Consider the following 26,177-nt stretch of genomic DNA (forward strand, 5'->3'; position numbering starts at 1 on the left):
ACCATGGACACTCAACAGACGTCAGGACTCTCGTGTGCGCATCGCATTTCTCGTTGGGGAGTGTGGGGAGGGGGCATTCTGACGCTGTTGAGTGCAGGTTTAGTGTGCTTTGATGTCATCGTCAGAAAGCTTTTCTCCATTTCTATTGGAGGTGCGGATGAGCTTTCTGGGTACGCCTTTGCGATTAGCACCACATGGTCATTTGCATTGGTTGTTCTCGAGCGTGCGAATGTCCGTGTAGATGTTTTCTACCAGCATTTTTCTGTTCGAATCGCAGCGTTTCTCGACTGGTTGTCCCTTGTTGCATTGGCTGTATTTTTAACAATGTTGACGCGTTATGCGTATGAGGTGGTCGCGACTTCTTGGATGCAAAGTTCGACTGCCAACACGCCATTAGCCACGCCATTGTGGCTGCCACAGGGTTTGTGGTTCATGGGTCTGGCTTGGATGGTCGTGGTATTGGCGTTGATGCTTGAGCGCGCCAGTCGCGCACTTGTCACGGGTGATTATCGGATGGTGAACAAAATGGCGGGCGCACGCTTGTCACAAGAAGAAGCGAAAGAAGAAGCGATTGCTGGAAAGCGTCGTGTGATGGAGGATCGTGCATCATGATTGCAACTGCCTTGACAATCCTACTGGTTTTAATTGGTCTGAGTATTCCTGTCGGCGCGGCGCTTGGGGTACTTGGGATCGCGCTTGATCAAATATTTTCGATGCTGCCACTGTCACGAGCAATGGGTGAATTGGCCTGGACAACGAATACGGAATTTTTGCTTGTCGCGATTCCTTTGTTCATTTTGCTCGGAGAGCTTTTGCTTCGCGCGGGGTTTGCAGAGCGTATGTACTCATCACTGAGTCTATGGCTCTCATGGCTGCCCGGTGGCTTAATGCATGCAAATATTGGCGCTTCAGCGTTGTTTGCAGCGACTTCTGGTTCGAGTGTTGCCACTGCTGCAACGGTTGGCACAGTCGCGTTGCCTCAAATCGCAAAGCGTGGGTATAACGAATCACTTTTCTTAGGCAGTATTGCTGCAGGAGGAACGTTGGGGATTTTGATTCCTCCGTCAATCAACCTAGTGATCTATGGTGTGTTGACCAACTCTTCGGTGCCTAAGCTCTATCTTGCAGGAATTTTGCCAGGACTGTTACTTGCAGGCCTATTCATGCTGACGATTATTCTGGCTTGTATGTACAAGCCAGCTTGGGGTGGTGAGCGTATCCATGCAAGTTGGTCAGAGCGTTTGAAATCATTGGTGCACCTCGTGCCACCGATGGGAATATTTTTGTTGGTGGTGGGTTCAATTTATGCGGGTGTTGCGACGCCAACGGAAGCCGCAGCATTAGGTGTGCTGGGTGCGATGTTTTTGGCTGCGGCCTATCGTCGTCTGACTATCGCGATGGTGCGCGAATCTCTTGAAAATACAATGCGTTCTTCAGCCATGATTATGCTGATCGTCGTGGGCGCTAGTTTTTTAAATTTTGTGATGTCTGCAACCGGATTGACTACTGCGTTGACTAATGCAATTACCGAATTAGGTTTTTCGCCTTATGTCATGCTTTTCCTTTTAATTGTTTTTTATCTTGTACTAGGTTGCTTTATGGAAACCCTGTCCATGATGATTACGACAATACCAATCGTTGCTCCGGTGATGATAGCGCTTGGTTTTGATCCAATATGGCTAGGTATCATCATTATTGTTTTGGTTGAGGCTGCACTCATTACACCGCCCGTTGGCTTAAATCTGTTTGTTGTCCAAAGCCTTCGCACCAGTGGTTCGATGACGCCTGTGATTGTTGGTTCTATCCCGTTTGTCATGGCGATGATGTTATTGCTTTTGTTGCTCGCACTCTTTCCTGCTCTGGCACTTTGGTTGCCGAAGTTGTTCGCGATTTAGAGTGTTGAACGCTTGAAATTTATAAAAATTTTTCGGAAATACTATGGAATTAAATTTTGATCTTTTGGTACTTAACGGATCTAAACAATCAATCTCGATCGATATACATCAAATGGTCATCGCAGGATGGGCAGGGCGTGATCATGTTGCAATCGAGCATCATATTGAGGAGTTGGCTGCGATTGGTGTCCCCCGGCCAAGTTCTGTTCCGCTTTTTTATCGTGTCGCCAGTCAGACGTTATCTCAAGCTTCAATGATCGAAGTGGTTGGGCAAGAGAGTTCTGGCGAGGTTGAGGTATTTGTCTTTACCCATCAAGGTGAGTTGCTGCTTTCTCTGACATCCGACCATACGGATCGTGGGCTGGAGACGGTGAGCGTCGCCTTATCGAAACAGGTGTGCACCAAGCCAGTCGGCTCAGAAGCATGGCGTTTTCAAGATGTTGCAGCGCACTGGGATCAATTAAGGATTGAGTCTTACATCACTGAGGATGGTAAGCGGGTCCAATATCAATCCGGTCTCTTGTCTGCATTACTGCATCCTATAGATTTGATTGCGCGCTATGTCAAAAGTGAGATATTGTCAGCAGGAGTGGCGATGAGTTGCGGGACTGTTGGCACACAAGGTGCGATTCGTCCCGCTGCTCATTTTGAGATGCGTCTGATCGATCCTGTGTTGAATCGATCGCTCACGCATCATTATGATGTTGAGAACTTGCCCAAAGTAAGCTAAGTCCCTTATTGTGCTTACTCAGGTTTGATCCCGGCAGTCTGAATTGTTTTGCTCCATTTCTTGATTTCATTATCAAGAAATGCTGCAAATTCTTCGGGTGACATGGCGACAGGCTCTTGTCCAGCTTTGTTCATCATTTCGATCACTTGAGGATCTTTCAAGACCTTGTTGAGCTGAGCGTTCGCTTGTTTGACAGCTTCGGGTGGCGTGCCTTTGGGGGCAACAACGCCTGACCATGAATATGCTTCATAGTCTTTGACCCCAGCGGAGGCGATCGTTGGGAGGTCCGGAAAAAACACGGACGGCTCAGGATTGCCGACCGCGAGCGCGCGTACCCGACCTGACTTGATAAAGGGAATCGCGGAGGTTGAGTCGGCAAACATCAGTTGTACCTGGCCGCCTACGAGATCTTGCATGGCAGGGGAGCTTCCTTTGTAGGGAATGTGCTGCATCTTGACGCCCGTCAGGCTCGCGAAGAGCTCGCCTGCCAAGTGTGTGCCACCACCCGTGCCTGCTGAGCTATAGGACAGCTTGTTAGGATTGGCTTTTGCATAGGCAATGAGTTCTTGCACAGACTTGACTGGCAAAGAGGGGTGAACGACCAAAACGATTGGATAGCGCGCACCCATCCCGACGGGTACGAAGTCTTTTTGAATATCATAGGGGAGTTTAGTGTTTAAGCTTGGCAGCACCGCGTGGTGGATGGCAGCAAAAAAGAAATGATAGCCATCGGACGGTGCTTTGGCAGCTGTTTGAGCACCCACAATGCCGCCAGCACCCGCTTTATTGTCAATGACGGCCGGCGTTGACCAGTTTTTGGCCATTGCTTGCGTAGTCATTCTGGCGGTGGTGTCAACTGGGCCGCCTGGAGGAAAGGGCACGATAAACGTGACGGCCTTGTCGGGCCAGGTGGTTTGCGCCTGAGCTTGAGCCATTCCAATCGAGGTGAAACCAGCGAATGTTAGAGCACAGAGGTTAAAGAAATAGCCGAAGCGGCATGATGTGCGCATAGAGGTCCTTTTTAGAAATAAACTTGATTAATGGATATGAATATAACTTAGGCTTTAACGACCGTCATTCTGTTATTTCCCTTGAATCATAAAGCTGCTAAATTAAATAAAATTTTCTTTTCTTTCCTCCAACTTCCAGGAATGCTCCATGATCACTAGACTTAAATTTCTCGGTGCTGGCTTAGCTGCCGCGGCTTCTCTCGTATTTTCTCCAGTTTGGGCACAAGCCGCTCCTGATCTTGGGACGCCCACTTTACCCGCTCCAGGCTTTAAAAAACTGAAAGTCGGCGAGATGGAAGTGATTGCCTTAAATGATGGTATCGGACGTCGTACTTTAGTGGCGGAGTTTGTCAAAAATGCGCCCTTTGAAGAAGTAAAAGCCTTGCTTGCTTCGCAAAACTTACCGACCCACTATATCGATGTGCCTTTCACACCCTTTTTAGTCGTGAATGGAAATCAGCGTTATTTGATGGATACGGGCTTTGCCAATAACGGTGGACCTACGACGGGTAAGCTGATCGAGAACATGGCTGCGGCCGGTTACAAGCCTGAGGATATAAACAATGTCGTGATTAGTCATTTCCATGGAGACCATATCAACGGTTTACTCTTTAAAGATGGCACGCTCGTATATCCTAACGCCAAGGTGCATGTGCCTGCGAGCGAGTATGCGTTTTGGATGGATAAAGACCGTATGGAAAAAGCACCTGCCGGCTTGAAGGGTGCGATGACCAATGCGCAACGCGTATTCAACAAAATCCCCGTAGACCGCTTGGTCAAGTTTGAAGCCGGTTCTGAGGTGGCGCCAGGCATCACCTCGGTTGCCGCTTTCGGTCACACGCCAGGTCATTCACTTTTCACAGTGAAATCTGGCGGTCAGTCTTTTATTTATGTTGCAGACTTGACGAACGTGCCTGAGTTATTTGCGCGCAATCCTGACTGGGCTGTGACGTTTGATATGGATCCTGAAATGGCACGTCAAACGCGTCGCAAAATTTTTGACATGATCGTCAAAGAAAAGATGATGGCGGGTGGTTTCCATTTTCCCTTCCCTGCGATGGGCACCATCACACCTTCTGGTAATGGCTATCAGTTCAATCCGATGAAGTAAATGGAGTTTTGTCCGCTCAAGCGTCTTACAATCGTCAAATATGACATCTTGGGCGGGCATCAACCATGAAATTTTTGAATAGTCGATGGGCAGTATTGTTGTGGTTCGGCATTGCGACCAAAGGACTTTTCGCTGTGGGTTTGCTTTTGAGCGTATCTGCAGTCACTGCTCAAACGACTAGCTTTGATGCCTGTGTGAAGGAGTTGCGCCAATCGGTCGTTTCTCAAGGTATTCAAGGGGCGGTGTTTGATCGCGCGATGAAGGGGGTCGAGTCCGATCCTGATGTACTGAAGGCTTTTTCTTTTCAGCCTGAGTTCAGAACAGCAATTTGGGATTATCTTGCAGGTCTTGTGGATCAAGAGCGCGTGGAGGATGGGCGTGCCAAGCTCAAAGAATGGTCCAAAGTTTTAGCCGAAGCTGAGAAAAAATATGGGGTTGATCGCAATGTGATTGTCGCAGTCTGGGGTGTGGAGTCCAATTATGGACGCATCCAGGGCAAGCGCGAGATCGTGCGTTCTCTAACAACCTTAATTTGTGCGGACAAGAGGCAAGCATTTTTCAGAGGTGAGTTGCTCGCGACGTTGCGAATTTTGCAAAGTGGAGATATTGCACCAGAATTACTCGTGGGCTCTTGGGCGGGTGCGTTTGGTCAAACGCAGTTTATGCCGACGACATATCAACGACTGGCTGTTGATTTTGATGGTGATGGTCGCCGCGATATTGTGGGATCCGTCCCAGACGCTCTGGGTTCCACTGCAAATTTTTTGCAAAAAGCCGGTTGGGTTGCAGGTCAGCCTTGGGGTGTGGAGGTCAGGCTGCCGGCTAATTATTCCGGACCTTCGGGACGGCGCACCAAACAGTCTTTGGCGCAGTGGAAAAGTTTGGGCATTGAGCCGTTGAAAAACACAGGTAAGGCTGGACAAGTCACGAGTATTTCTAATTTGCCTGAGACGACACAGGCCGCACTTCTGCTTCCGGCAGGTGCTCAAGGTCCCGCATTTTTAGTGTTACGAAATTTTGATGCCATCTATAGCTACAACGCTGCGGAGTCCTATGCGCTAGCTATCGCGCACTTAAGTGATCGACTGCGCGGTGGTGGTATGTTTCAAACGGCATGGCCCACGGATGATCCAGGAACCAGTCGAGCTGAACGACGCCAAATTCAACAGGCATTGTTAGACCGCGGTTATGACATTGGTGAAGTTGATGGCTTAATCGGTGCGAAAAGCCGAGAGGCGATCAGCGCCTTTCAAAAGTCCAAGGGTATGACCGTCAATGGTCGTGCGGGGCAGCAAGTGTTGAAGGCGCTGCGTTAAAGGGCACCGATGTTAGTCACGCTCGTAGGCCTGGCCTTTTTATTTGGTTTGATACTCAAACGCGTGGGCTTGCCACCGATGGTGGGATTTTTGCTCGCGGGTTTTGTTTTTAACCTCTCGGGCTTTGAGGCGCCCGAAGGGTTGAGCATGATTTCGCAGCTTGGCGTGACCTTATTGCTGTTTTCAATTGGCCTGAAACTCGATTTCAAAAGCTTTGCGAACAACGAAATCTGGGGAGTTTCGTTCGCCCACATGATCGTTTCGACTTTGTTTTACGCGGGCGTATTATGGCTCGGTCAGACGTTAATTCCCTCAACGATATTTGACATTTCTCCAGCGGTCATCGTGCTAGTGGCATTTACTTTGTCATTTTCAAGTACTGTTTATGCCGTCAAAGTTCTTGAGGATCGTGACGATATGCGTGCCTTTTATGGGAAGGTCGCGATTGGAATATTGATCATGCAAGATATTTTTGCCGTCATTTTTCTAACGGTGAGTGAGGCGAAATATCCATCGGTCTGGGCGTTGTCGCTGTTGTTATTACCCGTGATTCGTAAAATTTTATTTAAGTTACTCGATGCGGCAGGACATGGTGAATTATTAGTACTGAGCGGACTATTTTTTGCGCTTGGTGCAGGGTTTGAGTATTTTGTTTCGATTGGTATCAAAGGTGATTTAGGTGCTTTGGTGTTTGGCGCTTTGTTAGCCAGTCATCCCAAAGCAAGCGATTTATCAAAGTCGCTCTTTAGTTTTAAAGAATTGATGCTGGTCGGGTTTTTTCTATCGATCGGTATGCAAGGACTGCCAACCCCCACGATTATTTTTGTTTCATTGTTCTTGTGTGCTCTGCTGCCATTTAAAACTTTTATCTACTACTTGATACTCGAATTTTTTGGCCTACGCGCGCGGACGTCTTTATTTGTATCCCTCAATCTAGCCACTTATTCCGAATTCGCCTTGATCGTGGCGGCTCTATGCGTGATGAAGGGATGGTTGCCTGTCGATTGGCTCATCATCATGGCGATTTGTGTGAGTTTTAGTTTCGCCTTGGCAGCACCCTTTTCGATGAGATCCGAAAATCTCTACAAACGCTATAAAAGATTTTGGAATTCTTTTCAAAAACCTGTGCACCATCCGCGAGATCAATTGATTCAGACGGGTGAGGCTCGTGTGCTCGTGATCGGGATGGGTCGTGTTGGATGCGGTGCCTATGACAATCTCTGTTCATATTTTGATCAAAAAATCATCGGTATCGAACATGATACTCAGCGCGTGAAACAACAAGGCAATGCAGGGAGAAATGTGGTGTACGGGGATGCGACCGACTCGGATTTTTGGAGCAAACTCAAAACAGGTACGACGCTAGAGATGATTATTCTGGCGATGCCTAACCACCGCAGCAATATTTATGCGGCCCACCAAATTGTCGGTAGTGCGCTAAGTTGCAAAATCGTTGCCATCGCTAAGTTCGAGAGTGAGGTTGACGAGCTTGCAGCCTTGGGTGTTCCATCGTTCAATATTTACTCCGAAGCAGGTTCTAGTTTAGCTAAACATGCGTTGGATGCGCTGCAAGATCGAGTCCGAGCGTAGTTTGTTGTCGAAAAGCATCGACTTTTAGGACTTGAATTGGATTGACCATCGATCTGCAAGGTGCGGTCAGGGTTTTGGAGTTTAATGAAGACAATTGCTGTCAATCCGCTCTCTTTTTTTGTTTCATCGCTGCTCACATGACCACTTCGCTCAAACCTCGACCTCATTCACTCGGTGAATTATTCAATACGTTCAGTATGCTCGCGATTCAGGGATTTGGTGGTGTCCTTGCTTTTATCGAGCGTGAGCTTGTCGATAAAAAGAAATGGATGACGCGTGAGGAGTTTGTCGAGGAATGGGCGATTGCCCGCGCAATGCCTGGCCCTCCAGCGCTCAATCTTTGCATCATGGTTGGCGCTAAATATTTCGGCTGGCGTGGGGCGCTGGTTTCTTTGGCGGGTATGTTTATGTACCCAACGATATTGATTTTGACGTTGGCGATTGCGTATGCACACTTCGGCAATCAGCCTAAGGTCGTCGATGCGCTACGTGGAATGGGTGCCGTCGCGGCCGGTATGATCGGTGCGACAGGGCTTAAGTTGTTGTCTGCGCTTAAAACCAATCCATTGGGTGTAAAAGTGTGTGCAGCACTCGTGATCTTGAGTTTTGTGGGTATCGCAATTTTGCAATGGCGGTTGTTGTATGTACTAATCGTACTAGGCGGCATTGGTTATGTTCTTGCTTTCTTAAAGCTCAAGGAGCAAGCATGAACGAGACCCTCACGCTCGCCATGCTGTGGACTGACTGGTTCAATTTATTCAAGCATTTCGCTTCGATATCGATCGCGTCAGTGGGTGGTCCCCTAGTGCTCCTGCCTGAAATCTATCATTTTCTTGTGGATAAGCAAAGCTGGTTGACCGATGCGCAGTTCAGCGCTTCGGTCGTGATTGCGCAGGCATCACCTGGACCGAATGTGATGTTCGTCGCATTGATGGGATGGAACATCGGCCTGAATGCGGGCGGTTTTGGCTGGGCCGCTTTTGCTGCATTGATTTGTATGGCAGGCATTTTGTTACCGAGCTCAGTGTTGATTTTCTTTACCGCCCGCTGGGTACAAAAACATCAAGAGCTTCGTGCTGTGCGTGCCTTTAAATTGGGGCTCAGTCCTGTTGTCATTTCTATGATGGTGGCCGCCGGGTGGCTATTGGCGACGGCGAATACGGAGGGTGTACGTGACTGGCCGATCTGGTTATTGGCGGCGGTTACCGCCTTTATCGTTTATCGTACCAAGATACATATGTTGTTGCTGCTTGCTATCGGTGCAGCGTTGGGTGCGAGTGGCTTGTTGGCGGGTTTTTGACTCCAAGGATACCAAGCAATAAAAAATCCGGACGTGCTCTTCTGAGCAAGTCCGGAAATTAAACGTGTATTTTTTAGACTGTTTAGTTGACTTCGAGCAACTCGACATCAAAGACGAGTGTGGCGTTGGGTGGAATCACGCCACCTGCGCCGCGCGCGCCATAGCCCATTTCGGGAGGGATGATCAGGGTGCGTTTGCCACCGATTTTCATGCCCGCTACGCCTTCGTCCCAGCCGCGGATGACATGACCGGCACCGAGAGGAAAATCAAACGGATCGCCGCGATCACGCGAACTGTCGAACTTAGCACCTTTGTTTTCAGGTGCTGTGGCCTCATGGAGCCAGCCTGTGTAGTGCACAGTGACGTGCGCACCTTTTGTGGCTTCTGTGCCGCTACCAGCAGCGACTTCAATGATTTCGAGTGAACTCATATTGTTTCCTATAGGATGAAAATCAAGCCGCGCTTAGCACGACAGGGGGTTTAGGGGTTTTGACGCGTAAGCGGTGCCAGAGTAGTCCAACGGTAAAGAGACCAAAGACGCCATGGACTAACCAGACTCCAATGCTGAATGAAAGCTTGCCGCTGATAATCCAGCCTTGGGAAATATTGATCAGGTTTAAATAAAGCATCGCAATCAAGCCCGCGATCAGCAGGTCACCGGAGCGTCCCATGCGGGGATTGACGGCACCAAGCGGGATCGCCATCAACGCGAGACTCAGTGCTGCGAGAGGAACGGCCAGGCGCCACATAAGCTGCCCGTAGGAAGCGGGAACCTTGTCCGTGAGGAGTAATTCGGTTGGGCGTGAACGGCGACTTTCTAGTGTTCGCTCGCGAGCGGTTTCCAGAGATTTTCCGCCGTCTTTACTTTCGATTCGAGCGCCGAAGGCGTCAAATTTTGAGAGTCGCATTTCAGGCGCTCCCGGTTTGATGTCGTAACGCTGTCCAGGCCCTAAGACAAGAAACTTGTCGCCATTCGCCTCGATGGCGGTATCGGCCGAAGAGGCCGTGATGAGCGTTAACCAGTCGGGATCGATGATGCGCATAAAAACTTGACCGAGGGGCCCATCGGGCACGCTAGGGCTTTCGACAAAAAAGACGCGGGCACCGCCTTCTGTTTCGAGAAACTGTCCAGGGGTAATTTTGGAGAGATCAGAACGCAACTCGAAATGGGCTCGGTACTCGCCGATCTGTCGATTTGCCCAAGGTGTGCCAAACAAGGTGAGTGAAGCGATCAGGACTGCGACGGGAATGGCCACGCGCATCACAGGATTGATCCAGTTTAGGAGCGAGAGGCCACTTGAAAACCACACCACCATCTCAGACTCCCTGAAATTGCGGGTAATGGTGGTGAGGACACCGATAAAAATCGAAACGGCCAAAATGATAGGAAGGGCGGCGATCGTGGTGAATGCGGCCAAACCAATCACGACATCCGCGCCAATGCGGCCCGCGGCGGCCTCTCCAAGCAGGCGTACCAATATGACGCTCAGCCATACAACAACGAGCGTCGACAGAACGACGCTGAAGTGGTTGGTGATTTCGGAGACGACGGAACGTTTAAATAAGGACATTGTGCGCGATGCAGTGTTGCATCAAAAAATGGTGCGGCGCAAACAACGCCGACACCATGAATTTAGCACAATGAGACTATCTAGACGCACGCTTTAAGTTCTAGGCGTTGGGTAGGCTGTCAATCAACTGGATCATCCGTTTACGCATCTCTGCATCTGGCAAGCGACCGATACCACCGGCCATGTTGTCAATCATGTTCGAGACGCGACTGGTCGCGGGTGTGATGCAGGTGACAGTGGGATGGCTAGCGACAAATTTCAAGAAAAACTGGGCCCAGGTTGTGGCATCGAACTCTTTGGCCCACTCTGGGACGGTTTGACCTTTGACGCGACTCCAGAGCCGGGTGCGACCAAAGGGAGCGTAGCAGAGCACGGCGATCCCGCGCTCTTGGGCCAGTGGCAAAATGGTTTTTTCAGCAAATAAATCATCGATGGCGTAGTTGGTGCCGATGAAGTCGATTTTTTGCGTACGCATGGTTTCGATCAAGCTGTCGTATTGATTGCTAAACGTCGTCGTCACCCCGAGATAGCGAATTCGGCCTTTTTCCTTGGCTTCGCGCAAAATAGGAAGTTGCGTCTGAACGTCTCCCATATTGTGGATTTGGATAAGATCGATGACGGGTTTGCCAATACGTTTGAAAGACGCTTCGAGTTGCGCACGTGCGGCGTTCGCATCGGCTGCGCCACCGCCACGAGGCGCGACGTTGAGTTTGGTCGCCCAAAATAATTTTGGAGCAATACCCAAGTCCTGCGCGATCTTGCCTGCGACTTCTTCGGAGGTACCATAGCTCGGGGCGGTATCAAAAACGGTGCCGCCAAGCTCAACCATTTTCGCTATGACATTTTTTAGAGCCTCGCGGTCCTCGGAGCTTGCGACTTGCGCGAACGTTGCCGAACTGCCAAGACCGATGATGGGTAGGCGTTGACCGCTCGAGGGAATGGCCCGTGTCAAGAGAGGACTACTCGTAGCCAATGCTTGTGCCCAAGCATTGGGTAATGCTGTGGTGCTGGCAGCTGCTAAAGCGGTTTGAAGCCAGGTTCGACGGTTCATCGTGCGAGTCTCCTAAAAAGATGCTTTAAAGTTTTAAGTCAGGGGTGACCGACTCACTGCGTTTGGCTTGCGTATAGCCAAGCCAAAGGCCCAGGCTCATCCAAACCACGGCGAGGGGCACGGCAAACCAGGCGAGACCTGCGAGCCCCATTCCCAGTCGCCCCAACAGCCCTTCGGTTTGAGAGCCAAGGGCATCACCACTCCGATATACAAAAGTATCGATGAAAGCTTTGGCTTTATAACGTTCGGCGCGTGGTACGGTTGTGAAAAGGGTTTCGCGAGCCGGGCGCATGATGCCACGTTGCACGGCGCGAAAAGCAGACTCAAAAGCAATGAGCGCGGCGAGCGATCCCAGTACAGCTAAACCGATAAAGCCAAAAGCAACAGTGATGGGTAGAAGTGCAAGCGTCAAGGCAATGCCGAAGCGCTTGATCAGATGGCTTGTGAGAAAGGCTTGCAGGACAAAGGTCGCGGCCTGGGTGTAGAGATCAATACGCGCGAACGCCGCGGTCCTCGTGTCGGTATCGAGCGCTAAGGCTGCAACCATTTGCAGTCGCGTGAAATAAAGCAAGGTCGCGACAATCGCCAAAATCAGTACATACGCCGCGATACCAAGCAGATAAGGTGAGCGGATCACCGCTGTAAAGCCTTCCCAGGCGCTGCCACCGATAATGGCACGCTCGGGGTCTAGCTCTGCAGTCTGTGTGACTGAGGCTTCATCGCTCTGGTTACTTGTCTCGACTTGGACCTTTAAATGAGTCAACCACCACGCACTCGCCACTGCGCACAACAAAAAACCAGCAGCGATCAGGAGCAGCAAAGGCGTGCCATAGGGTTTGGCCAGCATACTCGCGAGCCATGGCCCAAACATCGCACCGAGTGTGCCTCCAAGAGAAATGGCGGCAAAGAGACGCTGGCTCTGTTCTTTTGTAAAGCGGTCGGTCATCAATGCCCAAAAAAGCATCGTGGCGAAAAGATTAAAGACGCTGAACCATACGTAAAAAACCTGACCGCTCCAAAGCCCGATGTGTGCTGGCGCCAAGGTCAGTAGTGCATAAAAACAAAGGAGTCCAAAGGCAAAGAAAGAGTAAGTCGTGGTGATAAAGACCAATCGACGATAACGGCTTACCAGCAAACCAAAGAGCGGATTGACAAGTAAGGTCACCACCAGGGTTGCCATAAAGAGCCAGCGGATAGCCTCGATGCCACGCTGCATCCCCAAGGCTTCGCGTGCGGGTCTGACGACCATCAACGCGCTCAAAATGAAGAAAAAAAACAAGCCTGCCACCAGTGTGGGCAGCAACTCTTGTCGTTTGATATTGGTGAACGTCTGCAGCAGGCTGGTCATAGGGCAAGGAATTCAGATACTCGGCATCATCTTAATGAGTAATATTTGTTTTTTGTGTATTTGTTGTTCTTTAATCTCATCTGGACATTGAAAACAACACTAAATATAAGTTTGTTTTCAGTGTGTTTCATGACAGAGATAAAATAAAGCATCGCTAGGGTGTGTTGTCTTAGCTATTTTTGTTCCGTTTTTGAGAGAAATACCGTGCCACTGCTCCCAACTGTTGACCGTGAAGAGGTCCATCAACGTCAGATCGTCATGAAAGCCTATCGAAGATCAGATGGCTTGTATGACATCGAGGGTCGAGTGGTAGATACTAAAACTGAGCCTTTTCTATCGCCTTTAGCTCAGGCAGAGCGAAAACCAGGTGAGCCGGTCCACGATATCTGGGTGCGACTGGTCATCGATGAGTGGTTTGAAATTAAAGATGTGGCGGCGAGCTCTGATTCGACACCTTTTGTAGTATGTACCTATGCGCCACCCTCACTCCAAGCGCTGATTGGCTTAAAAATCGGTGCGGGCTGGTCCAAGTTGGTCAGAGAAAAACTCAAAGGTGCTGCTTGCTGCACGCATATGATGGAGTTGCTCGGACCCATGGCGACAACGGCCTATCAGGCCTTGTGGCCTATTACCAGCAAGCGACCGCAAGCGTTGGATGCTAATGGACGCCCAATCAAAATTGATAGTTGTTTTGCCTACGGCAGCGACAGGGAAATCGTGGCGAAATTGTGGCCCGAGCATTACACAGGACCCAAGGTCACAGCGCTTTGATACGACCCTGTTGGTAGAGCCGATGTGACAAGCACGAACCCTAAAACTTGTCACGCTATACTCGAAGCAGAAAATTAAAGGCATCTTGCGATGTCGAGACTCAATGACGGAGATGAGTGATGCGTTCTTTGCTGTTTGTGCCCGCCGATAGTCCACGCAAGCTGGAAAAGTCCTTGCAAAGCGGGTCAGATGTGCTGATTTTTGATTTGGAAGACGCAGTTTCTCCGTCCCGTAAACAAGAAGGCCGAGTGGAGTTGGTCAAATTTTTGACTGAGCTCAAACGCGCTGGCCTCAAGACTCCCGAGCTTTATGTGCGCGTCAATGCATTGACGACAGGCATGACACTGGCGGATTTGGCTGCGGTGATGCCTTGTCGCCCGGATGGCGTGGTCTTGCCCAAATCGACGGGCGCGCGCGATCTCAGTCTTTTGTCCGCTTATCTAGAGGCGTTTGAACACTTATATCCGCTTGAGTCCCCTGATACTCGGACATCGATTATTGCGATTGTGACGGAGACGGCTGATTCGCTTGCCGGGTTGAATGAGTATCGAGGAGCGACCCCGCGACTTGCCGGCATGATGTGGGGCGCGGAAGACCTCTCGGGTGATATTGGCGCGTTGACCAACAAAGAAGAAGGCTCCTCTGAATGGACCTCGCCCTTTAGTCTGGTGCGTTCGCTCTGTCTGTTTGCCGCCTCTGCCGCGGGCGTACCGGCCATCGATACCGTTCCCACGGATATTCACAACATGGAGGCTTTGAAGCGCGAAACACGCATGGCGTATCGCGATGGTTTTTCTGCCAAGGCGGCGATTCATCCTGGCCAGGTGCCGGTGATCAACGAGGCGATGACGCCCGATGCTGCAACACAAGAGTGGGCGGCGCGCGTGATTGCGGCATTCGCGGCCAGTGCAAGCGTCGGTGTCGCGACGATGGATGGAAAGATGTTGGATACACCGCATTTGCGCCTTGCTAAAAAAATTATCGCCGCAGCGCAGCTGGCCTAAAGGATAGATCGACATGACGAAAATAGTTGGTCCTTTGGATGGTATTCGTGTCATCGACATGACCTCGATTTTGATGGGGCCTTATGCAGCTCAATTGATGGGCGACATGGGGGCGGACGTGATCAAAGTCGAGTCTCCGCAAGGCGATATGGTGCGCGATGTCGGACCGATGTTGCATCCGCGGATGGGTTCTCTCTATTTGCATGTTAATCGTAGTAAGCGTGGCATGGTGCTCGATGTTAAAAAGCCCGAAGGTCTGGAGGCGATCAAAAAGCTCATCGCCACGGCTGATATCTTGCTCTATAACGTACGACCCCAGGCAATGGCACGGCTCGGCTTGAGTTATGAGGTCGTGAGTGCCATCAATCCCCGAATTTTGTATGCAGGTACTTTTGGTTTTGGTCAGGACGGACCTTATGCGCATAAGCCGGCTTTTGATGATTTGATTCAGGGTGCCATTGGTTTGCCCTCGTTAATCATGCAAGCGGGTTCAGATGTGCCGCGCTATGTGCCCTCCAATCTAGTGGATCGGACGGTGGGCTTGTACGCCACCTCTTCGTTGTGTGCTGCGCTCTACCATCGTGAAAAAACAGGACGTGGTCAGCGCATCGATATTCCGATGTTTGAAACAATGATTAGTCATTTACTGAGTGATCATATTGGTGGGAAAACCTTCGATCCGCAATTTGGACCACCTGGTTATCCACGCTTGTTGGCGTCAGAGCGCCGTCCTTATAAAACGTCTGATGGCTATGTCTGTGCCGTCATTTATAACGATAAACAGTGGGCATCATTTTTCAGCGCGATTGGTCGATCGGAAATATTTGAAAATGACCCACGTTTTAAAAACCTGAGCATTCGCACGCAGCATATCAATGATCTTCAAGGCTTGGTCGCTAAAATTTTTCTGGAGCGCACGACCCAAGCATGGCTGGACTTGCTTGAAAAGGCAGATATTCCCACTATGCCGTTGCATGACCTCGAGACCATTTTCGAAGATCCTCATCTTGAAGCGATTAACTTTTTTCAATGGGAAGACCATCCCTCTGAGGGTCGTATTCGTCGCGTGGATGTACCGACCACTTGGTCGGACAGTCAGCCCCAGGCGGGACGGCCTGCACCGATGCTGGGACAGCATAGCGAAGAAATTTTACGTGAGTTGGGTTATGACGAAGAGTCAATCGTTGCCTTGATCCGCGAGGGTGTCACACAGACTGCGTGAGTCCAAAAGCAACATCTTGGAGCTAGAGCTGGTTTCAATATGATGGCGACTCCATTTTGCTGTCTGGATTTAAACAAATGAGGAAGTGATCATGGATTTTTCTTTTTCACAAGAACAGCAGACGATCCGCGAAGCGATCAATAAAATCTGTGAACAGTTTGATGATCAGTATTGGCTGGAAAAGGATCGCCATGGTGGCTTTCCTGTCGAGTTGCATCAGGCGCTGGCCAAAGACGGTTGGTTAGGGATTTGCATCCCTGAGCAATATGGGGGGTCAGGTCTGGGGATCACCGAAGCGACCATCATGATGCAGGCCATCAGCGAGTCGGGTGCAGGCATGACCGGTGCCTCGGCTGTGCATATGAATATTTTTGGTTTGAATCCTGTCGTACAGTTCGCCACCGAAGAACAGAAAATGCGTATGCTGCCGCCCTTGGTCGCAGGTCGTGAGCGTGCATGTTTTGCGGTAACCGAACCTAACACGGGACTCAACACAACGCAGCTCAAGGTTAAAGCGGAGCGCAACGGAGATCACTATGTGTTGAGCGGTACTAAGGTGTGGATTTCAACGGCGCAGATCGCTGAGAAAATGTTGATCTTGGCGCGCACAACTCCTCTAGAAGAATGCACAAAACATACCGATGGTTTGAGTCTGTTTTATACCGATCTTGATCGCAATTTCGTGCGTGTGCATGAGATTGAAAAAATGGGTCGTAAAGCCGTGGATTCAAACGAGTTGTTTATCGATGGCTTGAAAGTCCCCGTCGAAGATCGCATTGGCGAGGAGGGCAAAGGCTTTCATTACATCATGCACGGGATGAATGCTGAGCGGATCTTGATCGCTGCTGAAGGGGTTGGGTTAGGGCGCGTGGCACTCAAGCGTGCGACGGCTTATGCCAAGGAAAGAATCGTTTTTGACCGTCCGATTGGGATGAATCAAGGGATTCAGCATCCACTGGCTGCGAACTGGATGGAGCTTGAAGCCGCGAATCTGATGGTCTTTCATGCAGCGTCGCTGTTTGATAAGGGCGAATCATGCGGTGCGCAGGCCAATGCAGCGAAATATTTGGCGGGCGAAGCCGGGTTTAATGCCTGTCAGCAAGCGGTCATGACGCACGGTGGATTTGGTTACGCCAAGGAATATCACGTAGAGCGCTATTTACGCGAGGTTTTGATTACGCGCATCGCACCGGTGAGTCCACAGTTGGTGTTGTGTTTTATCGCCGAGCGAGTGCTAGGCTTACCTAAGTCCTATTAGGAGGGTGTGATGGCTGGTTTGTATTACGAAGAGTTTGAAGTGGGGCAGGTGTTTAAGCATGCGATGACGCGCACGGTCACAGAAATGGACAACGTGCTGTTTTCAACGTTGACGATGAATCCGCAACCACTGCATCTGGATGCTGAGTTTGCGTCTAAAACAGAATTCGGTCGTATCTTGGTCAATAGCTTGTTTACCTTGGGTCTCGTGATTGGGATCTCGGTGGGCGAAACCACGCTAGGCACGACCATTGCCAATCTTGGCATGACGGATACACGCTTTCCAAGTCCCGTGTTTTATGGCGATACGATCCATGTGGAGACCACAATTGTGTCCAAGCGTCTAAGCAAGTCGCGCACGGATGCGGGCATTGTGGAGTTTGAACATCGGGGGATTAATCAACGCGGAGAGATTGTGTGTCTCTGCCGCCGTTCTGGATTTATGAAGTGCCAACCGGTTTGATGCAGTGCAAAATCTTTTGATTCAGACCTTTAGGCAACGCTGATGTGGCAATTAGGCTCAAGGCTGCAGTTGCCTGATGCCAAAATGGCATTGGTGGTGTTGTTGATTTGTTTTGTCTTCAACATGCTTGGGCGCGGGATCGGCGATACCTATGTGACGTTTCTGTTGCCGCTTGAGACGGAGTTTGGGTGGAGTCGCTCTGAGCTTTCAAGCGTCTACAGCATTTACATGTTAGCCAACGGGTTGTCGGCTCCTTTTGTCGGTGTACTGTTTGATCGCTGGGGTCCACGCGTGGTCTACCTGCTGGGTGTCGCCAGCTTAGGTTTAGGTTGTTTTTTAGCGGGTCATTTGACGCATCTCTGGCAGTTTCATTTGTGTATTGGGGTAGCGGGTGGAATTGGCATCTCAGCGATCGGTATGGTCCCGTCCGCCAGTTTGATTAGCCGATGGTTTCCAAACAGCACCAGCACCGCGATCGGGATTGCGTATGCGGGCTTTGGTGCCGGAACGCTTGTCTTGGTGCCCTTTGCGCAATATTTGAATCAAGCTGTGGGTTGGCGTGATGCCTATCAAGTGATGGGTGGCAGCTTGCTCCTTGCTTTGCCAATCGTCATGTTGCTGCCTTGGCGCGTGATCCGTACAGGATATGGAGCACGCGATAAAAAGAGTCAAAGTCAACGTGCTGTAGATATTTCATCTTCGAGGACAACAGGACCTGCCCAACCAAAGTCTTCACCCCTACGTGCAGCGTTGCGACACTCTGGCTTCTGGGGCTTGGCGCAGGCCTTCTTTTTTACCTCGGTGGTGGTCTATACCGTCTTGGTGCAGATGATTGCTTATTTGGTATCAACCGGCTTCACCCCGATCGAGGCCGCCAGCGCGTTTGGGTTTGCGGGTATGTTGTCTGTCCTGGGGGTCGGTTCAGCGGGACGCTTGGCGGATGTATTGGGCCCGAGGCGCACCGCGACACTCTCGTTTATGTGCACGACACTCGGCTTGGCAAGTTTGTTGGCATTAAGCTACTTTCCCTCCCACTGGTTTTTGATGTCGTTTGTGGTGTTCTTTGGGATTGCGCAGGGAGCGAGGGGCCCCATTATTTCTGGCCTGTGCTCCAAGCTTTTCCCGGGGCCCGGTTTGGCCACAATTTATGGGGTGACCTATACCTGTATGTCGGTTGGAGCCGCCTCTGGTGCCATGCTGTCAGGTCTTTTATATGACTGGACGGGGGGTTATCAGGCGAGCATCATTTTTTCTATGTTAAACGTCATTTTGGCGGTTTCGCCTTTTTGGGTTTATCGGGAACTCAGAAAATTTGGATGAGTTATGAACATGATCAAATCACTTTGGATATTGTTGCTGTCAGTCAGCGCAGCCTTTTTTACGTTGCCTGCGCAGAGTACCGCCCTTAGCGATGCGCTCAATGGTGGTCAGCATGTGTTGATGATTCGACATGCTGATGCCCCCGGCTTTAGTGATCCACCTAATTTAAAAATTGGCGACTGTTCAACACAACGAAATTTGGGAGATCTTGGTCGCAAGCAGGCCCAAGCCTTGGGCGTCTGGCTAAAACAGCAAGGGATCGACTCGGCTGACGTCTTGAGCAGTCCCTGGTGCCGTTGCGTGGATACAGCGACCTTGCTTGCAAAAGGCCCGGTGACGATCGCGCCGGCACTCGGTTCGTTTTTTCGGAACATGAGCGATTCAGAACAACAGACGGTGGCGCTGAGAACCTTATTGGCGCAGCGTCTAAAGTCTTCAGCCAATACGGCCAAACCTAACAAACCCTTGATCCTGGTGACGCACCAGGTAAATATTTCAGCGTATGCAGGTGAAGCTGTGGGTCAAGGAGGTGTGATGCTAGTCAAGGTCGATGCGCGTGGGCACTATGTTTCCCATCAGGTGATTCCAACGCCAACGTTTTAATTGAGTCCAACCAAGCGCAGTCGAGTCTAATTGCGGCGATAATATCGATTGTTTTGAGCCAGTATTAAGGGGCAGGGTCGGCATGACCGAGCAAACAATCTATTTATGGAAAGCTTTTTTTCTAGGCATCGTAGAGGGCATCACCGAGTTTTTGCCTATCTCCAGTACGGGTCATTTGATTCTCTTTGGTAACTGGATCAGCTTTGAGTCAAACGAGGCCAAGGTTTTTGAGGTCGTGATTCAGTTAGGCTCAATCTTGGCAGTGGTGTGGATTTTTCGTCATCGCTTGTTTCAGATGGTGCGCGGCACGATGCGCCTTGAGCCCGTCGAGGTCGCCTTTACGCGCAATTTATTGATTGCTTTTTTGCCCTCAGCCATTATTGGTCTGTTATTTATTAAGGCCATCAAGGCGTTATTTTTTCATCCTGGGGTTGTCGTGGTGACCTTAGTGCTGGGTGGGCTGATTATGCTTTGGGTGGAGCGCCGCCGCCCCGCCAACAGTGCTCAGGCACCTGCGAATCAAGTGCAAACGCTTGAAAAAATTACCTGGAAACAAGCGTTGATTGTGGGCTGTGCGCAATGTCTCGCCATGGTGCCAGGTACTTCTCGCTCAGGCGCCACCATCATTGCCGGCATGCTGTCGGGCATTCAGCGAAAGACCGCGACCGAGTTTTCTTTCTTTCTGGCCATCCCAACGATGCTGGCGGCGGCCGTCTACGATTTTTATAAACATGCGCATTTGCTCACACAACAAGATCTCTTGGCGATTGCGGTGGGGTTTGTGAGTGCGTTTGTATGCGGGTTGGTGGTGGTGCGCGCCATTCTTGTGTTTGTCTCTCGACACACCTATCGGGCATTTGCGTGGTACCGCATCGCGCTGGGTCTCGTGGTGGGCGCGTGGTTGTGGTTATAAGTCCTGAGGCATTTAGTTTTAGTTCAAGTTCAAATTTAAATTTAATATTTTGAAAATAATAAAGGAGATTGAGAATGCGTTTATTTAGCTATGTAGATCAGAACAATCAAAAACGTGTAGGTGGACTCAAAGCAGCAGATTCGCAAGAGTTCGTGGATTTGGCTGCAACCGATGCCACGTTACCCAAGAGTTTGCTGGAAATCATTGCGACGCCCGGTGCGATGGGTCGTGCGCAGCAAGCCCTTAAAAGCGCGTCTGCAGCGGTGCAAGCCCTCAAGGGTGTACGTTTCATTCCTTTGATTGATCGTCCAAGTAAAATTGTATGTCTGGGGTTGAACTACGCCGATCACGCTGCTGAAGGCGGTCACGCGCGTCCTGAGAACCCAAGCTTTTTTATGCGTGGACCCAGCTCAATGGTGGGTCACCTAGAGCCGATGATTCGTCCTAAAGTATCCGATAAGTTTGACTACGAAGCTGAGCTTGCTTTTGTTGTGGGTAAGACCGCTCGTCATCTTACCGCCGCAAATGCGCTTGAATATGTTGCCGGATATAGCGTATTCAACGATGGAAGCTTGCGCGACTATCAACGTAAATCGACTCAGTGGACAATTGGTAAAAACTTTGACGCCACAGGTGGTTTTGGGCCTTGGCTCGTTACGCCAGACGAACTGCCTCCCGGTGCTGACGGCTTGCGCATTCAGTCTCGACTGAACGGTCAGATTATGCAAGATGCCAACACCAAGAGCTTTCTATGGGGTGTGGTGGAGACATTGGTGCTGATTACCGAATGTATGACGCTTGAGCCAGGTGATGTCGTGATTACAGGTACCCCCGCAGGTGTAGGCTATGCGAGAAAGCCGCCTGTGTTTATGAAGCATGGCGATACGATTGAAGTCGAAATCGAAGGCGTTGGTTTGCTGAGCAATCCTATTGTTGACGAAAAATAAAAGGGGTTGCTTGCGCTTCGTACTTCAAGCCGCTATTTGCGTCTAAAAGTATAGCGATCAAAAAAGGAGACACCGAGGTGTCTCCTTTATACGTGCGCCTATTACGCTTGGCTTTTAGACCACACCTTGTTCTTGGAACTTGGCGATTTCTTCGGCCGAATAGCCAACTTCTGACAGAACCTCTTGGGTATGCTCACCCCATTGAGGCGCAGTGGTCACCACATCGGCAGGGGTACGGCTCAAGGTTGCAGGCTGGGTGATAAAGCCTTTTTCATTGCCTGCTTTGTCTTTGACCATTTTTGAGATGTTTGCTTGTTTGATGTGCTTGTCTGCAAACATCTGGGGCACGTTATAGACAGGACCGGCAGGCACGCCTGCATTGTTGAGGGCTTCAACCCAATATTCGACGGTATTGTTTTTAAAGACTTCACTCAACAGCTTATTGCAGCGTGTGCGATTCACGGTACGGGTTTTTTCGTTTGCAAAGTCAGGGTCGGCGATCCACTCTGTTTTTTGCACCAGTTCGCATAACCTAACCCAGTTGCCTTGGCCTGAGGCGCCAAGGTTAAAGGCGCCATCGCTTGCCTCAAACAAGCCCATGGGCGTAGAAGTAGGGTGATCGTTACCTGCTTGACCGGCGACATCACCCTCATTGAGGTAACGCGCGGCTTGAAAGTCCATCATCGCGATTTGGGCGTGCAGGAGCGAGGCATGCACCCATTGGCCCTTGCCTGAGCGCTCACGCTCCAGCAACGCCGTCAGGATACCGATGCCGGCGTATAGTCCTGCACTCATGTCAGCCACGGCGAGACCCGCACGAACGGGGCCTTGGCCTGGAATGCCCGTCACGGACATCAGACCACCCATGCCTTGCATGATCTGGTCAAAGCCTGGGCGTGATGCATAAGGGCCTTCTTGGCCAAAACCTGAGATGCTCGCCAAAATAATGCGAGGATTGATCTTGGCTAAAGACTCGTAATCGATACCGAGTTTCTTTTTAATGTCGGGGCGCCAGTTTTCCACCACGACGTCTGCGGTTTTGACGAGACGCATCATGATTTCCAGTGCGCCAGGTTTTTTTAAATTGAGGGTCATCGCCCGCTTGTTGCGGTTGAGGTTTTGAAAATCTCCTCCTTCACGATTGCCGGCAAACATCCCTTCGTTGGGGTCGACGCCTTTGGGAGGCTCGATACGAATGACATCCGCGCCGAAGTCGGCCAGCAGACGAACACAGTTCGGACCTGCGCGCACGCGCGACATATCGAGGACACGAAGATTGGAGAGCGCGGACGAAGCCTGGATTTTAGACATGGTTTTTTTAGGTTTTGAAAAGGACTGCCTGTTTTATATGTTGCTTTGAGAATTATTGCAAGAGATACTAGGCGGGTTAAAAATATAATGACAACAATGACCTAAAAGGATTGATATGGCTGAGTTATTGATTACCAAAAATGCAGCGGTTGGAACCATTACAATTTCCAATCCCACCAAAATGAATGCAATGTCTGTTCAGATGTGGGTAGATTTGCCTAAAGCAATTCGTGCCTTTGATGCGGATCCTGAGGTTCGCGTGATCGTCATTACGGGCCAGGGCGAAAAGTCTTTCGTATCGGGCGCGGATATTTCTCAGTTCGATACCTTGCGTAGCTCACCCCAAACGCAAAAAGACTACGATGACGCGGTAGCGGATTCGATGATTGCACCCCTTAAATGTTCCAAGCCCATCATTGCAAAAATTCGTGGTTTTTGTTTTGGTGGTGGATTGGGTCTAGCTGCCGCATGTGATATTCGGATCTGTTCGGATTACTCAACGTTCAGAATGCCAGCTGCACGTCTGGGTTTGGGATATGGACATACGGGTATCAAACGCTTCGTGGATGTGATTGGTTTGGCCAACGCCACAGATATTTTTGTGACTGCACGCCGCTTTGATGCCGCTGATGCTTTGCGCATGGGTTTCGTATCGCGAGTGTGTTCGGTTGAGCAAATCGATGACGTTGTCGCTCAGTACACTCAGGCGATTGCTGAAAACGCACCTCTTACCGTCGCAGCGAGTAAGTTCATCGTTCGTACGGTCTGCGCCCATTCTGCTGAGCAGGATCTCGCGCGCGCCGAGGAAATGGTCAAAATCTGTTTCGCCAGCGAGGACTTCAAGGAAGGGCGCACCGCTTTTATGGAAAAGCGGCCGGCCCAATTCAAAGGTCGTTGAGCAACCCGCCAGCGCCGATCAGGCCTAGTTTCTTTTTGGAAATTGCACTAACAAGATCGCGACACCATCAGCGCCCGCGCTGATGGTGGGTGCGGCTTGGTCCGGCGCGACAAAGACCAGCGACCGTTCGAATGCTTGCTGCCCGTTGATTTGACATTGACCGCGCATCACGAGCCAGTATTGACCTCGACCGGTGGAGGGGGCGGGACCGCTGATGGACGCCTCACCAGTGGTCTGAAACAGGGTGGACAGCAGACCGTCGTCCTCGGGTGCCACGATCATCTGCGTTAAAACGCCCTCGATCTGCTTGGGACCGTCGACATCGCCGATCAGAGCCGGAATCGCACCAAGGCCATGACGGTAGGCTTTGGTACGTCCTTTGAGTGCCTCTCGATGCTCGGGCATCCAGCGCGCACCAGGATCCCAGCCATTACGCAGCGTGTAGTATTCAATGCCGGTGTGGTCGGCATGAATCGGCGCATAGGGTGTAAAAGCCATGGCGTAATGGACCGTCAAGCCTTCTATAGGCTTGATTCCGAACTTGCCTTCGCCGGAGATGAAAACTTGAAATTGATCGGCTTGGTGATAGTGGCCGGGAATCATAGTGTTGGCGCCTTGCTTAACGAGAAAGGCAATCGGTTCGAGCGGCGGCGGAAAAGCCTCGGGTGTGCGAGCGGGCAGGCCTTTTGCGCGCCGTTCGACGGAATTAATGCCGACATACGATGAGATCCACGTATCCGTGCCGTTGGGTAAACGGTAGTGGTGGCGTTCGTTAAGTGCCTGCTCTTGCGTGACAACAGTTGTCATGTTTGAAAGATCTCCGACATGAATATTTAAAAAGTTTGCGCCGTGAGGCGAAAGCTTTCTGGAATCGCAACGGGTCGCTGAGATGCGCGGTTGACGCAGACATGGACGAACTGACCTTGTGCGGCCGCCTCGTCAGACTCGTCATTAAAGACGGCGACTTCGTAAGCGATCGAGCTGCGACCCATGCGACCGACGCGCACGCCTACTTGAATGGTTCCGGGTGAGGATACTTGACGAAAATACCGACACTCTGAAGCGACCACGAGCGTTTGATATTCACCTGCCAAGACCGAACGCATAGCATGGTGCATCAGAAAGCCATCGACCGCTGTGTCAAAAAATGAGTAGTAATGGGCATTGTTGATATGACCATAGGAGTCGTTATCCGCCCAACGCAGAGTGATCATTTCAAAAAAATTGAAATCGTTTTTTGAATAAGGGCCAATTCGTTGCGTATCAGGAGTTTGTTCGCTCATTGCCATGTTCTAAAGTCGTCAATTAAGTGGGACGGTATCTCGTGGAGATCATGCACAGCGCGAGAAACACGCTTAAACCCAAGCCCCAAGAAAGCCAAAGCACATTCGATCCCCATTCGGTCAGTGCGAGGCCAAATAAAAATGGCGCAGCGGCCTGCGCGAACTTAGAGGGCATCATCAGCCAGCCTTGTCGTTGTCCATAGCCCTTTGTACCAAAAATTGAGAGCGGCAGGGTGCCTCTGGCAATGATCAGAATGCCATTTCCAATACCATGCAACACGACGAAAGCCATCGCGAAGGGGACGCCAAAGACGAGCAGCAGAGCCCCGCCAATCGGGTGGGTAAGCGCGGCCAGTCGCGTGCTGACCAGTGGGTGCCATCGCCGCATAAAAAAGAAGTCGATGAGTCGGCCGAGTACCTGAGAGGGGCCCACCAACGCGCCGATGGTAAAGGCTAAGGCCAGAGGGACGCCCATGCCCTCCAGCATCCGAGGCATGTGAATCATCAAGCCCATGCCGACAAAAGCGTTGGCGGCAAAGACAAATGCCAGTAGAAAGGCGGTGTATTTGCTGGGAATTGGGGTAGGCTCTGTTGGTGTGGGTGCCGCGGATACGGCAGCAGAGACCTCTTGTTTGGCGGTCTCTGCCTTTAGAGCAAGTTCGGCGCTTGGGCTGAGCGGACTGGGCAAAAGGGCATTGAGGGGCAAACCGACCAATATATGGATACAGGCCCAAAACCAGCAGACGCCACTCCAGCCAAATTTGGATTCGACGTGAACGGAAACCGTCCACGCCACAAGGCTGGCAAAGCCGGCAATGAGCGTCACGCCGGTAATCGGGTTGCGCGAGCTTTTGCCAAAAAGGCGCACAATGGCCGAAAAAGCGACTTCTAATAGTCCAGTCGCCATACCGAGCCCAAGGACTGCGTAGCCCAAGAGGACGCTCCACATCCCCTCGGCAAAGCCAAGAAAGGTCAAACCTAAAGCGAAGATCAGATTGGACAGCATCAGAACGGGGCGGCCGCCAAAGCGATCCACCATCTTGCCTGCCAGAGGACCTGCCAGGGCGGATACGCCTAAGGCAATGGAGAAGCCTGCGAACAGGATGGCAGGGGCGAGTCCGAGATCTCGGCTGGCGGGGATTGCGATGACGGCGGGGAGATAATGCGCGCCGGCGCTTGCAATCACTTGAGCCGCGCCAGTGACGGTGACGGCGCGATAGATGCGGGAGGACATGCGGTTGTTTTGTCTGTCTCAGGGTTATT

Annotated in this window: 27 protein-coding genes; 18 read left to right on the forward strand and 9 right to left on the reverse strand. The window is 50.9% G+C overall.

The features are described 5' to 3' along the window. Nucleotides 1-3 precede the first annotated feature (3 nt). Genes AC8GE9_RS06835 through AC8GE9_RS06845 form a run of 3 tightly spaced genes read left to right on the forward strand, consistent with a single transcriptional unit; the run spans nt 4 to nt 2,625 of the window. The gene (locus tag AC8GE9_RS06835) at nt 4-612 is read left to right on the forward strand and encodes a TRAP transporter small permease subunit (RefSeq protein WP_506676414.1); all 609 of its coding nucleotides are present in this window, start codon (nt 4-6) and stop codon (nt 610-612) included. Further along, entirely contained in the window at nt 609-1,895 is a 1,287-nt protein-coding gene (locus AC8GE9_RS06840) for a TRAP transporter large permease (protein ID WP_506676415.1), read from the forward strand. The genes AC8GE9_RS06835 and AC8GE9_RS06840 overlap by 4 nt, the downstream gene beginning before the upstream one ends. A gap of 43 nt (nt 1,896-1,938) precedes the next feature. Then, entirely contained in the window at nt 1,939-2,625 is a 687-nt protein-coding gene (locus tag AC8GE9_RS06845) for a DUF2848 domain-containing protein (RefSeq protein ID WP_506676416.1), read from the forward strand. A gap of 14 nt (nt 2,626-2,639) precedes the next feature. Here the strand turns inward: AC8GE9_RS06845 and AC8GE9_RS06850 are convergent, their stop codons facing one another. Beyond that, on the reverse strand, nt 2,640-3,635 hold the full coding sequence (locus tag AC8GE9_RS06850; protein WP_506676417.1) for a Bug family tripartite tricarboxylate transporter substrate binding protein: 996 nt from the start codon (nt 3,633-3,635) through the stop codon (nt 2,640-2,642). A gap of 148 nt (nt 3,636-3,783) precedes the next feature. On the opposite strand from AC8GE9_RS06850, the gene AC8GE9_RS06855 reads away from it, so the two are divergent. From AC8GE9_RS06855 to AC8GE9_RS06875, 5 genes are all read left to right on the forward strand, one after another. Beyond that, complete coding sequence (locus tag AC8GE9_RS06855) at nt 3,784-4,746, forward strand: MBL fold metallo-hydrolase (RefSeq protein WP_506676418.1); 963 nt, start codon at nt 3,784-3,786, stop codon at nt 4,744-4,746. A 65-nt stretch (nt 4,747-4,811) separates the two neighbouring features. Then, on the forward strand, nt 4,812-6,062 hold the full coding sequence (locus tag AC8GE9_RS06860; protein WP_506676419.1) for a lytic murein transglycosylase: 1,251 nt from the start codon (nt 4,812-4,814) through the stop codon (nt 6,060-6,062). 9 nt (nt 6,063-6,071) lie between these two features. Further along, on the forward strand, nt 6,072-7,652 hold the full coding sequence (locus AC8GE9_RS06865) for a cation:proton antiporter domain-containing protein (protein ID WP_506676420.1): 1,581 nt from the start codon (nt 6,072-6,074) through the stop codon (nt 7,650-7,652). Nucleotides 7,653-7,789: 137 nt separating this feature from the next. Further along, nucleotides 7,790-8,362 carry a chromate transporter gene (locus AC8GE9_RS06870; RefSeq protein ID WP_506676421.1) on the forward strand — a complete coding sequence of 191 codons (573 nt, stop codon included), beginning with the start codon at nt 7,790-7,792 and terminating at the stop codon, nt 8,360-8,362. Continuing rightward, complete coding sequence (locus AC8GE9_RS06875) at nt 8,359-8,952, forward strand: chromate transporter (RefSeq protein WP_506676422.1); 594 nt, start codon at nt 8,359-8,361, stop codon at nt 8,950-8,952. The genes AC8GE9_RS06870 and AC8GE9_RS06875 overlap by 4 nt, the downstream gene beginning before the upstream one ends. 82 nt (nt 8,953-9,034) lie before the next feature. Here AC8GE9_RS06875 and AC8GE9_RS06880 read toward each other — a convergent pair whose 3' ends face one another. The 4 genes from AC8GE9_RS06880 to AC8GE9_RS06895 form a co-directional block, all read right to left on the reverse strand. Continuing rightward, a complete protein-coding gene (locus tag AC8GE9_RS06880; protein WP_506676423.1) occupies nt 9,035-9,382 on the reverse strand; it encodes an FKBP-type peptidyl-prolyl cis-trans isomerase in 348 nt (115 codons plus the stop codon). Between the two features lie 22 nt (nt 9,383-9,404). Then, on the reverse strand, nt 9,405-10,523 hold the full coding sequence (gene lptF, locus AC8GE9_RS06885; protein ID WP_506676424.1) for an LPS export ABC transporter permease LptF: 1,119 nt from the start codon (nt 10,521-10,523) through the stop codon (nt 9,405-9,407). 100 nt (nt 10,524-10,623) lie between these two features. Further along, nucleotides 10,624-11,574 carry an aldo/keto reductase gene (locus tag AC8GE9_RS06890; protein ID WP_506676425.1) on the reverse strand — a complete coding sequence of 317 codons (951 nt, stop codon included), beginning with the start codon at nt 11,572-11,574 and terminating at the stop codon, nt 10,624-10,626. A 25-nt stretch (nt 11,575-11,599) separates the two neighbouring features. Beyond that, nucleotides 11,600-12,922, reverse strand: coding sequence for an NTP/NDP exchange transporter (locus AC8GE9_RS06895; RefSeq protein ID WP_506676426.1), 1,323 nt, complete (start codon nt 12,920-12,922; stop codon nt 11,600-11,602). Between the two features lie 204 nt (nt 12,923-13,126). Between AC8GE9_RS06895 and AC8GE9_RS06900 the strand changes: the two genes are divergently transcribed. The 9 genes from AC8GE9_RS06900 (at nt 13,127) to AC8GE9_RS06940 (ending at nt 21,422) form a co-directional block, all read left to right on the forward strand. Further along, nucleotides 13,127-13,693: a DUF2889 domain-containing protein gene (locus tag AC8GE9_RS06900; RefSeq protein ID WP_506676427.1), complete on the forward strand. Its 567-nt coding sequence runs from the start codon at nt 13,127-13,129 to the stop codon at nt 13,691-13,693. 119 nt (nt 13,694-13,812) lie between these two features. Then, nucleotides 13,813-14,697: an HpcH/HpaI aldolase/citrate lyase family protein gene (locus AC8GE9_RS06905; protein ID WP_506676428.1), complete on the forward strand. Its 885-nt coding sequence runs from the start codon at nt 13,813-13,815 to the stop codon at nt 14,695-14,697. Between the two features lie 22 nt (nt 14,698-14,719). Next, a complete protein-coding gene (locus AC8GE9_RS06910; protein WP_506677127.1) occupies nt 14,720-15,919 on the forward strand; it encodes a CaiB/BaiF CoA transferase family protein in 1,200 nt (399 codons plus the stop codon). Nucleotides 15,920-16,010: 91 nt separating this feature from the next. Then, complete coding sequence (locus tag AC8GE9_RS06915) at nt 16,011-17,177, forward strand: acyl-CoA dehydrogenase family protein (RefSeq protein ID WP_506676429.1); 1,167 nt, start codon at nt 16,011-16,013, stop codon at nt 17,175-17,177. A gap of 9 nt (nt 17,178-17,186) precedes the next feature. After that, nucleotides 17,187-17,639: a MaoC family dehydratase gene (locus AC8GE9_RS06920; protein WP_506676430.1), complete on the forward strand. Its 453-nt coding sequence runs from the start codon at nt 17,187-17,189 to the stop codon at nt 17,637-17,639. A gap of 42 nt (nt 17,640-17,681) precedes the next feature. Then, on the forward strand, nt 17,682-18,959 hold the full coding sequence (locus AC8GE9_RS06925) for an MFS transporter (RefSeq protein ID WP_506676431.1): 1,278 nt from the start codon (nt 17,682-17,684) through the stop codon (nt 18,957-18,959). Nucleotides 18,960-18,968: 9 nt separating this feature from the next. Continuing rightward, nucleotides 18,969-19,562 (forward strand): histidine phosphatase family protein, encoded by a 594-nt coding sequence (locus tag AC8GE9_RS06930; RefSeq protein WP_506676432.1) that lies wholly within the window; start codon nt 18,969-18,971, stop codon nt 19,560-19,562. A gap of 82 nt (nt 19,563-19,644) precedes the next feature. Continuing rightward, a complete protein-coding gene (locus tag AC8GE9_RS06935; protein ID WP_506676433.1) occupies nt 19,645-20,475 on the forward strand; it encodes an undecaprenyl-diphosphate phosphatase in 831 nt (276 codons plus the stop codon). Between the two features lie 74 nt (nt 20,476-20,549). Continuing rightward, complete coding sequence (locus AC8GE9_RS06940; protein WP_506676434.1) at nt 20,550-21,422, forward strand: fumarylacetoacetate hydrolase family protein; 873 nt, start codon at nt 20,550-20,552, stop codon at nt 21,420-21,422. Between the two features lie 114 nt (nt 21,423-21,536). Here AC8GE9_RS06940 and AC8GE9_RS06945 read toward each other — a convergent pair whose 3' ends face one another. Further along, complete coding sequence (locus AC8GE9_RS06945; protein WP_506676435.1) at nt 21,537-22,733, reverse strand: CaiB/BaiF CoA transferase family protein; 1,197 nt, start codon at nt 22,731-22,733, stop codon at nt 21,537-21,539. A gap of 115 nt (nt 22,734-22,848) precedes the next feature. Here AC8GE9_RS06945 and AC8GE9_RS06950 point away from each other — a divergent pair, with 115 nt between their 5' ends. Next, a complete protein-coding gene (locus AC8GE9_RS06950; protein WP_506676436.1) occupies nt 22,849-23,631 on the forward strand; it encodes an enoyl-CoA hydratase in 783 nt (260 codons plus the stop codon). Nucleotides 23,632-23,655: 24 nt separating this feature from the next. Here AC8GE9_RS06950 and AC8GE9_RS06955 read toward each other — a convergent pair whose 3' ends face one another. From AC8GE9_RS06955 to AC8GE9_RS06965, 3 genes are read right to left on the reverse strand one after another with little or no spacing between them, the layout of a single operon-like run. After that, complete coding sequence (locus tag AC8GE9_RS06955; protein ID WP_506676437.1) at nt 23,656-24,438, reverse strand: hypothetical protein; 783 nt, start codon at nt 24,436-24,438, stop codon at nt 23,656-23,658. A gap of 26 nt (nt 24,439-24,464) precedes the next feature. After that, the gene (locus AC8GE9_RS06960; protein WP_506676438.1) at nt 24,465-24,914 is read right to left on the reverse strand and encodes an acyl-CoA thioesterase; all 450 of its coding nucleotides are present in this window, start codon (nt 24,912-24,914) and stop codon (nt 24,465-24,467) included. A 22-nt stretch (nt 24,915-24,936) separates the two neighbouring features. Then, nucleotides 24,937-26,148 (reverse strand): MFS transporter, encoded by a 1,212-nt coding sequence (locus tag AC8GE9_RS06965; RefSeq protein WP_506676439.1) that lies wholly within the window; start codon nt 26,146-26,148, stop codon nt 24,937-24,939. Nucleotides 26,149-26,177: the final 29 nt, after the last annotated feature.

This window comes from Zwartia lucis (assembly GCF_965234455.1).
GTDB lineage: Bacteria > Pseudomonadota > Gammaproteobacteria > Burkholderiales > Burkholderiaceae_B > Zwartia > Zwartia lucis.